Below are 9,488 nucleotides of genomic sequence, written 5' to 3'. Positions count from 1 at the left end.
CGCCGCCGCCGCCCCCTCCTCCGTCGGTCGGCGCGGCAATGCTGCCGATTGTGACGTCGAGTCTGCGGACGCCTCCCGGACCGACGCTGACCTTGTAGGTTGGATTGTTCGCGTCGGGTATCGGGGAATCGTCGTCGGCGTAGGTAAGGACAGGGCTGATTGTTAAATCACCCGCCGGAACGGTTATCACGTATCCGTGCAGGGGGTTGGTGGATTCGCTCCTGTCGAAGTTGCGGATTTCCAGCTGGAACTCATCTTCGTCCGATTGCGATGTGGAAAGATAAAGCTTTCCGGAAACGGCGAACATCACATTGATTGGAATGGTCAGCGGTTCGCCGCCTTCGCCCGTAGTAATAGTCACTTCGGGCTTGAAATTGCGGATTACGCCGTAAATGATCGCGTATGGAACTTCGAGATTCGGAATGACCGTTGAGGTCGGACTTGCGATGTTGGGGAACTGAAGCATATTCGGAATGAATTCGCCGAAATCCTCCGGTCTGACATCGGTTTGAATCTCGCTGAAGCTGGGCGCGGCCGGATTGACCTGGCCTACGTATTTCACAACCAAAGGATCGCCGGTAAGAATCACCATGCACTCGTCGTTGAAATCAAACGACGAAGGCGTCCAGTTGGCGGAGCCGGTAATTACGCTTGGGGCGTCGTCCGGAGCAAGCGAGAGCTGCCCGGCAACGTGCGAAACCTGTGCAAGTTCGCGATCGCAAATGAGATACTTGTGGTTGCTCACGGTTGAATTGTAAGGGTTACCGTTGTTGATCGAGCTGTTCGTGAGAACGAGGCCGCCCTGCTGGCCCTCCGTTCCTTGCAGAATCCTGTTCACGAAAGCTTCGTAGATCGCCTGCTCTTCAAGAGTCGTATCGAAGCCGACGTCGTTAATCACGCCCGTGAAGTTGCGATCGAGGGGATCGGTGCGTCCGGTAAGAGGATCCGTGAAGGTTCCCAGACTGACCCAGTTGAGAATGAAATTCGCGAGGGACAGATCGCTGAACTCTTTTATGGAAAAGCCGATATTGACCGAACTATTAATCTGTTGCTGGATTCGTCCGCGCAAATCATCGGTCGGGCCGAAGTAAACCTCGATGCGCCCGCTTCCGCCGCCAACCTGCCAGACATGCTGGGTTGCGTCTTGCTTGGCGAGGCCAAACAGCCGGTTGGTGTACATCTGCTCGAACTGATTTTTAAACGCCGCGGTTACCCGGGAATCCTTGAGTATGACAACGTCTCCGATTGTATCCTTCGCCCCGGCCGCAGCCCAATCGTAGCTGCCGACCACGGTTCGAGCGTTGTCAATGATCATAAAACGCGAGTGCATCATGCGAGGCTCGCCTTCAAGGTCCGTGCGGATTTCGATATTGTTGTTGTTTAGCGTCTCGTTTTCAAGCTGCTCGTAGAAGGGCTTGTAAACCGGATTGTCGTAGAAGGCTTTTTCGGTCAGGATACGAACCTTTACGATCTGGGACTGACGAAGCAGCGCTTCAACAAACTCCTGGCGGTTGATCCGCATAACCGCGATGTCCAGCGACTGTTGAGCCTGATTGATTAAATCAAAAATCGGATCCTCGGATAGCGGATTATCGGTCAAGCTTTCGTTGCGCAGATTTCTGTCCACGAAACGAGCTTCCACTTCCGGAGCCTGGTCAATCCGGCCGCGGTAAATCACGTCCGGCACATCCGGCACGTCGGGCGGCGGCGGGGTGGTCCCGCCATCCTCTCCGCCGTTGCAGCCGAACAAAGTAAAACCGGCCATTAAGGCCACGAAAAGAATCGCAATTAACCGCGCAAACTTACCCGGCATGCTGAGCGCCTCCTCAGTACGTTCCTCAAAGGGAGTACTATATTCTTAGTGCGCTCCAAAGTCAACCTTGAAGCGCAATACGGCGGGCCGTCCACGGCCGCCGTCAAAATGCGGTTTTCCGGCAAAATTTTTTCGCCCATAACCGCCTTCAGTATACCCACAAATCTCATTTCTAATCCTCTGGGGAATGGTACCCATTATTAAGAATTACCCATCAGCTTGGATTCGGCCGCCCAACTGGACAGTCCTTCAAGCCAAGAAGGCAGGAACGGAAATGAAAACGCGGGCAAAACCTCGCTGCCTAGCACCGAATACGCGGGCCTTCGCGCAGGCCTGTCTGGGATTCCTGCGCCGGTAGGCAGTACTCCCGATTCGGGAAGTCCGAGCAGCCCGAACGCAGCCCGGGCGATCTCAAACCAGCTTGCGGCGCCGGAGCCCGCCACGTGGAAGATGCCCTGCGGAAGCTGCTTGTGAAAAGCAGCAAGCCAATCCGCAAGGTGCGGCGCGTAGGTCAGCGAGACAAATTGCTCTGAAACGACTTCTACGCTTCCCATTTCATGAAATTTGCCAAGAATTGCCTTGAAAAAGTTTGTCCCTGCGGGTGCATAAACCGCGCTCGTTCTGACAATGGAAGCAGACGGATGCCCAGCCGCCACAAGTTTTTCCCCTTGCAACTTTGCGCGGCCATACTCGTTCAGCGGATTCGTTGCATCGCTTTCGATATACGGCTTGTTTCGCGTTTTGCCGTTTGAAAGCCCGTCAAATACATAATCCGTGCTGAAGTGCACCAGCGAAAGCCCGCGGTCCGAACATATACGGGCAATCTCGCCTGGCGCAACGGCGTTTACCGCGAAGGCCTCGTCCGGATGTTCCTCGCACCAGTCCACATTTGTAATCGCGGCGGTGAGCCAGACGCGGTCGAAATCCTCTGAATCCAGTATGGATTCGAGCTTTGCAGGCTCGCGCAGGTCATATTCCGAATGCACAAGCAGCCGCACGGGATTCAAAAGCGCGGACAGGGATTTCGACAGCGCAGTCCCCACCTGTCCCGCGCCGATTATTAAATGTCGCTCCGGCCGCGAAGCGCCGCTCAATCTATTTATATTCACGCCCGAAGACACACTTGTTATAATACATCTCCCGGGGTTGGGACTTCTGCAAGCCGACGTTCAAAACCCCGTCAGGTCCGGAAGGAAGCAGCGGTAATGAAAAGAGGCTGTGCCGGGAGGAACCTAACCCCGGGGCCTGCGACATTCCTCCCGAAAGAAAAAGCGGGCGGGATTGCTCCCGCCCGCCGTGCCGGACGCTCCCGGCACCGCACATCTCTCCCGCCGGGAATTGACCCCCGGTAACCACATATAAAGCCTTCTCCCGCCCTGCGAGCGTCCGGGGAGGATCAGAAGGTTGGTATGGCTAGTTGGCTGACTCCGGAATCGAAACCGCCGCGCCCTTGCTTTCCGGACCGTACTCGCCGGTTGCAGAATCGTAAGCGCGGACAGTGTAAACATGACCTCCTGTGGGCGGGGTTTGATCGGTGTAAATTTGGAATTGAACCGGGCGAATCGGAGAATTTCGCTCCGGCAAGGGATCCGCGTCAATCCTGGCGATTTCCGCTCCGTCGCGATAAACGCAATACTTATCGTAGAATGCAAGCGTGCGATGATGATTAAGTGAAATTGGCGTGATGTCCGATATCCCGACCTCGCCGTTGCCGTCAGCGTCCACTCTTTTGTCCAAGTCGTCTTCTTCGCCGTCATCGGACCCGTTTAGAAATCTAAGCGCAATAGATTGAAAATCGAAAGCGGAAACGACATTGTCGCCGTCCGTATCTCCAGGAAGCCAGGACCACAACAAAATATCCACAGCATTTGCGGCACTATTGAACGTTGCCGCAGCTCCTGCGCTGGGCATTATAGGCTCACCGCCGTATCCCAAGCCTCTTTTGACTGAAAATCCCGATTCGGTTTTCCATTCGAATCTTCCTGCCCAATTATCAAGAGATCGCGCGCCGCTTTTTTCGAATAAAGTTATTCGGACCGAGCTGGGTTGGATACCCTGTGTTGCTATGGCCGGAAGTGAAAAAGAGCATATGCGTGCGCTTTCTCCGGCCCCGACATCAAGATAGCCGCGCATTACCAGTTTCTGACCGTTCGATACCGCCCCGTACCAAGCGGACATAGGATTCGCAAAATCATCGTTGCAAATCCAGTTTTGAACCGGAGGCAAATAGTCCTCATGTTGCGACGCATCTGCCGGAGTGTATTTAATCAAATCCACATCTCCGGCGGAAATCGGCGCCGGAAACTCGATTTCCAGTTCCAAATAACCTTGCGCGGCGGTTGACATCCTATGGGCGTAAACGTCGAAAACCACTCTCCGATCCGGATGGCTGTCCAACGTGTCTATCCAAATGCAGCCGTCTGGAATCTCTGCCGGCTTCCATACAGCAATACTGAATCCGCGCGCCGTCCAGCCGTATTTGTTTGAAACCGTAAGCTTTGCCAAATAAACACCTTGCTTGGACAGCGTCAGCGAGGGGCTGGGCGAAGAAGAAAAAGACGGCGAGCCCGCGCCTCCGAATGACCAATTGAAATCCGCGCCCTCGCTATTTTCCAACTCTGCAGAGAGCGTTATCGTATCGCCTTCCATGCCGTAATTGCCCGAAATTGAGACAATCGAAGGGCCGAGATATTCACCTCCGGCATTTCCGTTCGGCGCAAGAAAACTGGGTTCCCCCCGGTTGCCAGAGCCGTCAACCGGCACTACGATGAAATACTTGTAGGGAAGGGAGATGGCGATGCTCAGCGTGATTTTTTCGGACACCGAATCATTGAAATCGAAGGCCACCAGCCGTTGGGTTGCATCCCGAAACGGGCCGTCAGGGGAATCCGAACCTTGGACGATGTATTGCCTTACCTGTGAATCGAAATTGAGCGCGATTGGCGTGACGTCGCCGATGTCTACGATACCGCTTTCGTCACCGTCCAAGTATTCGATAAGTTCCCTGTCTCTGCTTCCGAGCGACAAGTCGAAAACGGACTTGCCGTAATAAACAGCGATTGGGGTAAGGTCGGCAACGGTCACTTCTCCGTCAAGGTTGTAATCCCCAAGATTCGTATACGTCCAGGCCAAACCGGCGTGCCCGAACCCTCCGACCGATTGACGCCTTAAATCCCGCACTTTCCCCGCCATCCCCACAGGTGCGCGGCCTTCGCGGCTAGGCTGTTTGCTTTCGGCCAGACTGCGCTCCAGCTCCATTCGCAGCATGGCAAGGAGCGACGGGTCCGGAGCTTCACTTGAAAAGCTCGAAGATTGGGGCGCGTTATCGTGATTAGTCCGCCCCCATTCTTTTTCGAACGCTTCCGACAGCTTCGCGGCGATTATCGGATCAAACGAAGCGTGCTGCGAACATGTGACGGATTGCGTGTCCGATGTGAAAGCGGGCGGCGCCTCCGGTTGAAGCCGCGTATCCGCCTTGCCCTTTCCGCATCCCGGAATCAATGCGAACAAAACCGCCACCGATGCTGTGACGGTGATGAAATACCGGTTCATTTTCGATACCTCCCTTAAAACGCCTTTGAGGAAGGGGGTTGGAGGTACGGGCATTATACCCCGGCATACGCCGCCTGTCAAGCTAATCAAAAGTCTTTTGAAAATAAATTGAAAGGCGATTCAGGCCGTATCACTCCAAATTGGCTAATCAGACGCAAATTATATAATATTAAAGTAAGCGGGGCATTCAAAAAACATTCCGGCCAGTCTGCGGCGCCGCAAGCGTTTGGTTTTCCGGATTTCGCGGCGCCGATGGTTTGTGCGCCTATTGCTAATCCGCCTGTCCCGCGACTTTTCCTGCCCTGCGCAATTCGGCAAGCTCCCGGGCCAGCCGGGCTACCGACTCGGAATCCCCCGCCTTCTCGGCTTCGGCCAGCTTGCGCAGGATTGCCGCTTCCCCGCTCGCAGCCCTAAGCGAGATGAGCCGCTCTACTCGCTTCGCGAAGTCCCGCTGGTGGGGGAACCGCCCCGCGTCCGTGATTATCCCGTACAGCTCGGCTGCGCCTTCCGCTCCGGCCTCGCTCGAAAGCAGCGCCGCGTCCCAACGCGCCGGGTCGGATTCCGAAGAGAGCACGCGCCACGCGCATTTTGCGGCCCGCGTTTCAAAATCCGCGTCGGACAATCCCGCGTCCAGCGCGGTACGCAGGTTCGCCGGTTCCCGCAAAATTCCCGCAAGCACTGCCGCCTCGGTCATGAGCCTCGGCGAAAGCAGCGTTGACTTTCCCGCCGCGCCCGCGGCCCGCGCTGCCGGATTTCCGCCTGTCTGGGCATGCGCGATGAGGAGCGCATCCGCCGCGCCCGCGGCGATGCCCAGACGGCCCGCGATCGTGCGCACGAACTCCGCGCGGATCAGCGGCGCGGCAAGCGAAGCGATAGGCGCCAGACGCGCTATCCACTCTTCCTTTTCCCTCGCGCTTCCCGACGCGTTCGCACCGAGCATGTCCAGAACGAACGCAGCCGGATCCACGGCCTTTTCGATCCGCTCGCGCAGCGCCCCCCCCCCGTTCTTGCGCACGAAGTCGTCCGGGTCGGCGCCATCAGGAAGCTGCGCGATCCGCGGCACAGCCCCCGCCGCGACCACAAGCGCCGCCGTCCGCACCGCCGCGTCACGCCCCGCGCCGTCCCCGTCGAACGCGATCACGACGTTACGCGTGTAACGGAAAAGCACTTTCAGGTGTGCCTCCGTCATCGCCGTCCCGCACGACGCGACGACGTTTTCTATCCCCGCCTGGACGAGCGCGATAACGTCCATGTATCCTTCGACCAGCACGGCGTATCCAAGCGTCGCGATCGCGCGTTTCGCGTCCGACAGCCAGTACAGCGCGTCGCTTTTGTTGTAAATCGGCGAGTTGGACGAATTCAGGTATTTCGGCTCTTCATTGCCCAGCGCCCTGGCCCCGAACGCCGCAAAGCGCCCGCTTGGATTCTTTATCGGATAGATTATCCGGTTGCGGAACCTGTCAACCACGCCCGTCCCGTCCCGCCGTTTGGACGAAAGCCCCGCCGACAAAAGATCGCTCTCCCGCGCGCCCTTCCGCAACAGCTCCCGCGACAAATCCTCCCATCCGTCGGTCGCCGCGCCCAGCATGAACTTGCGCCACGCCTCGATCCCGATCCCGCGCTTTTCCAGATACCGCCGGGCCTCCGCTCCCATCGAGGTGTTGACGAGTATGTTGTGATAGAACGCGGCGGCTTCTTCGTGGACACGATGAAGCGCCTCGCGCCCCTCCGCACGCAGCCTGCCTTCGCCGCTCGTCCTGCCCGCAGCCGGCGTCCCGGGGTCGGGAATATGGTACTTGTGCCCCAGGAATTCGAGCGCCTCCCGGAAGTCCAGGCTTTCTATTTCCTGGATGAATTTCACGACGTCGCCCCCCTTCTTGCACCCGAAGCAGTACCAGACGCCTTTCTCGGCGTTCACGCTGAAGGACGGCTTGGTCTCGTTGTGCAGCGGGCAGCAAGCCTTCCATTGGGCGCGCCCGGCCGGCTTGAGCTGGACGTATTCGCCTATCGCGTCCACGATGTCAACCTTGCTCCGGATGTCGTCGGCCCAAGCCACGGGGAGGATTATAGTAGGCGGCCGGCAGCCGCGTGCATCGTAGGGGCGGGCGGCTGCTCGCCCGATTTGTAGGCGCAAAATGCGTGCGCCCGTTGAGGTCTGAACCGGGGAGCGCGGCGTTTTCGCCGCGCACAACCATCCCCAATCCAGGGAGCGCGGCGTTCACGCCGCGGACGTCAGCCGTCCCTGGGCGTTGAACGTGTAGTTGAAGTTGCGGGCGGGGTAGAGGTTGCCCGCAATGGTCAGGTTGGTGCGGTTCCCCGCGCTGTCGTAGGTGTGGTCGAACTGGAAGCGGGTCGTCCCGCCGTTGGTCATCTTCTCCTGCTTGATCCGGTTCAAGCGGTCGAAAGCGATCAGATAGGTATCTCTCGTTGTAATTTCTGTAATTTGGCAGTTGTCAAACATGGACATATTCAATGCCACCAAAGCATCATAATCCTTGAATAATATAATTAATATATTATATGCCATTACCTAATTGTACCCACCCAGTTTCCCCGGGTTAGGTAAATCGAAATAATTATTCCCGCAATTATAATAACCGACTTAACCAGCCAAATAGACCGTTCTTTGGAAACTTGATTAATGGGAATAAATATGTATTCAATAATATGCAGAGTGGCAAAAGAAAGAAATATATAAAGCAAAGGAGCGCTAATGAAATTATGAATTTGCCGGTTTATACTAGTCCAATGAAATACTGCCCACGCCCTATGCAATCCCAAGGCATAGGAAATCAACAATCCCAATGCCACAATATTGGATAGATATTTCAACTTACCTACTTCTTTTGGCATCAACACAATCCCTTACCTTGTGCACAATTGCATAATTCAAGAGCGAGGCCAACAAGATACTCGGCGCAATCCTCGCCTTTTTTTTCGCCGAATTCACATTAAAATACGTCAATAATTATTGCTGCGGCCGCCAGGCATTCTTGACTCCCGCCATAAGGTTCGTCATGAATTGTGGTAATTGGCAAGTGCTCTTTGCATATTGTTATTCCGGGTATTAATAATTTGGTGCGTTTATCTTTTCCGACATCGCATCGAGTATATATGTACCGCTCATTTCCCTCTTCATCTACACAGAAAGGATCCCCTTCTGTTGCCATACTTAGCCTAGAAGGACCCATTAATAGAACTCGATGCAGAACCATGGTGTTACAAACATCACATTCTTCGTTTTGGAAAAACCAATTGCAACATGCTTTGTTGAGGCAGCTGCTATCGTTTATACCAGCCTGCAAACATTTAAGACCCGTTATGAATATTTGAAGCTCCTTGGGTATGGCCCCTCGCCCGCGGCCCTGCATTATTTCTCCTCCTTTGCCACCCCTGCCCCATTTTCCTTTTCCGCATCCGCTACATCCACTACCGCCTTGACCACCTCTACCCCCACCCGCAACGCCGCCTCCTCCGCCAGTATAATCCAGAACTTCTTCACAATAGCTTTTGCAGCAACCCCAAGAAGTCTCAGGATCGCAAACAGTGAAATACTTTTGGGCTTCCGCAACATTGCACGCAAGATAACTGCAATACGCTTGCCTATATGACGGATCATCCTTCAATGCTTCTTTATAATTTGAATAGCCATTGGGAAGCGAAGGAACTTCGCATGCATATGTGACGTTTGCCTCGGCGCAGCAGCAACCGCCGCAGGAAATGCACTTTTCAAATGCGTCGTCGACATCAATACAGCAGCATGAGGAAGGGGAACCTGACATACCTGGTGCGCAAAGTCGCAAATCGGAGCAACTGCTTTTGCCCGACCCCGTACCGCCCCCACCTCCCGGCTCGATCCCAAGATTGTTTACCGAATTACCGAATCCGCCAAGCGTGTCCGCTGTGCAGGGCGGCCGCAGTCCGGGTAATCTGAACATGCCGTGGGGATAGGTTTCGCCTATACCCCTCCCCCCCGGATTCACGTCCCTTCCGATGATCCAGGTCTTGACCCGCGTGCCTTCGTACATCAGGTTCGTTCCGCTTATTTCCAGCGCGCCGCGGTCGCTTGGAAGGGCAATCGTGTTCTCGTTGTACGTGGGGTTGCGGTGGCTGAACAGCTCGC

6 protein-coding genes and 1 other RNA gene are annotated in these 9,488 nt (G+C 55.6%); 1 reads left to right on the top strand and 6 read right to left on the bottom strand.

What is annotated here, in order from left to right:
• Together HRF49_10615 and rfbD are read right to left on the bottom strand one after the other, a co-directional pair.
• Positions 1 to 1,765, bottom strand: a 1,765-nt coding sequence (locus tag HRF49_10615; protein MEP0815099.1) for a hypothetical protein, incomplete at its 3' end; no start/stop codon positions are given.
• Positions 1,766 to 2,013: 248 nt separating this feature from the next.
• Positions 2,014 to 2,907 carry a dTDP-4-dehydrorhamnose reductase gene (rfbD, locus tag HRF49_10610; protein ID MEP0815098.1) on the bottom strand — a complete coding sequence of 298 codons (894 nt, stop codon included), beginning with the start codon at positions 2,905 to 2,907 and terminating at the stop codon, positions 2,014 to 2,016.
• A gap of 50 nt (positions 2,908 to 2,957) precedes the next feature.
• Here rfbD and ffs point away from each other — a divergent pair.
• An RNA gene (gene ffs, locus HRF49_10605) (signal recognition particle sRNA small type) lies at positions 2,958 to 3,054 on the top strand.
• A 172-nt stretch (positions 3,055 to 3,226) separates the two neighbouring features.
• Here ffs and HRF49_10600 read toward each other — a convergent pair.
• The 4 genes from HRF49_10600 to HRF49_10585 form a co-directional block, all read right to left on the bottom strand.
• Entirely contained in the window at positions 3,227 to 5,365 is a 2,139-nt protein-coding gene (locus HRF49_10600) for a PKD domain-containing protein (protein MEP0815097.1), read from the bottom strand.
• 271 nt (positions 5,366 to 5,636) lie between these two features.
• Positions 5,637 to 7,421 carry a DNA primase gene (dnaG, locus tag HRF49_10595; GenBank protein ID MEP0815096.1) on the bottom strand — a complete coding sequence of 595 codons (1,785 nt, stop codon included), beginning with the start codon at positions 7,419 to 7,421 and terminating at the stop codon, positions 5,637 to 5,639.
• Positions 7,422 to 7,583: 162 nt separating this feature from the next.
• Positions 7,584 to 7,826, bottom strand: a complete 243-nt coding sequence (locus HRF49_10590) for a hypothetical protein (protein ID MEP0815095.1) — start codon at positions 7,824 to 7,826, stop codon at positions 7,584 to 7,586.
• A 909-nt stretch (positions 7,827 to 8,735) separates the two neighbouring features.
• The gene (locus tag HRF49_10585) at positions 8,736 to 8,984 is read right to left on the bottom strand and encodes a hypothetical protein (protein MEP0815094.1); all 249 of its coding nucleotides are present in this window, start codon (positions 8,982 to 8,984) and stop codon (positions 8,736 to 8,738) included.
• Positions 8,985 to 9,488 lie beyond the last annotated feature (504 nt).

This window comes from bacterium (assembly GCA_039961635.1).
GTDB lineage: Bacteria > 4484-113 > 4484-113 > JAGGVC01 > JAGGVC01 > JABRWB01.
The sequence above is the reverse complement of the archived record's forward strand: the minus strand, read 5'-3'. Positions and strand labels throughout refer to the sequence as shown.